The sequence below is a fragment of the Apilactobacillus kunkeei genome, assembly GCF_005930975.1.
Taxonomy (GTDB): Bacteria; Bacillota; Bacilli; order Lactobacillales; family Lactobacillaceae; genus Apilactobacillus; species Apilactobacillus kunkeei_E.
This window is the reverse complement of record NZ_VBSE01000023.1, coordinates 1-804: the sequence shown is the minus strand read 5'-3', so window position 1 is coordinate 804 and position 804 is coordinate 1. Positions and strand designations below refer to the sequence as shown.

The 804-nt window shown below is 31.7% G+C and carries 1 protein-coding gene; it reads right to left on the bottom strand.

Annotated features, from left to right (window positions below):
* Positions 1-29 precede the first annotated feature (29 nt).
* Positions 30-804 (bottom strand): IS3 family transposase (locus tag FD688_RS00085; protein ID WP_138741310.1); only part of this gene is annotated, 775 nt, incomplete at its 5' end.

The window sequence follows — 804 nt, the reverse complement described above, 5'->3', positions numbered from 1 at the left end:
TGACCTGAACCCCTAAAATTGGAAGATGGTTATGCTATTTTCTGGGAGGAATTGATTCGGTATTCAACCGGTGACATTCCTCCCAGTTTTTGTTTTATACGATAATTGTTGTAATAAGATATATATTCCTTAACCGCCTGGTTAAGGGAATTATAATCTTTAAAATTATTGTTATGAACAGTGCCGACCTTTAACTGATTAAAGAAACTTTCTATGCATGCATTGTCTAAACATGTAGATTTTCTACTCATACTTTGAAAAACTTTATTATTTTTTAAAATGTTGATATATCTACCGTTTTGATACTGAAATCCTTGATCTGAATGAATAGTCATTCTGTAACTGGTTTTGGGACGTAGTCCCATCAATTCATTTAATGGAGAAACTATAAAATCAACCTTTGGATGTAATCCTATATTCCAAGAAATTATTTCACCGTTGTATAAATCCATAAATGCTGTGAAATAAGCTCTTTCTGAGGTTGTTTTATTTCCCCATCTAAGTTCAGTAACGTCCGTAACTATTTTTTGATATGGTCGATCTGTTGTAAATCTTCTTCTTAGTCTATTACTTGCGACCTTGCCGCAAGTTCCTTTATAAGAATTATATTTTCTAATTTTTCGTTTATAACTATCACATAAGAGTCCTTCGTTCTTCATGATGCGAAGGACTTTTTTATGATTAATATTATATCCTCGGCGTTTCAATTCAATAGTTACTCTTCTATATCCGTAATCTTTAAATTTATTTCTAATAACTTTAATCTCACTGATGACCTTTTGGTCATCAACTTCGTACTCACGT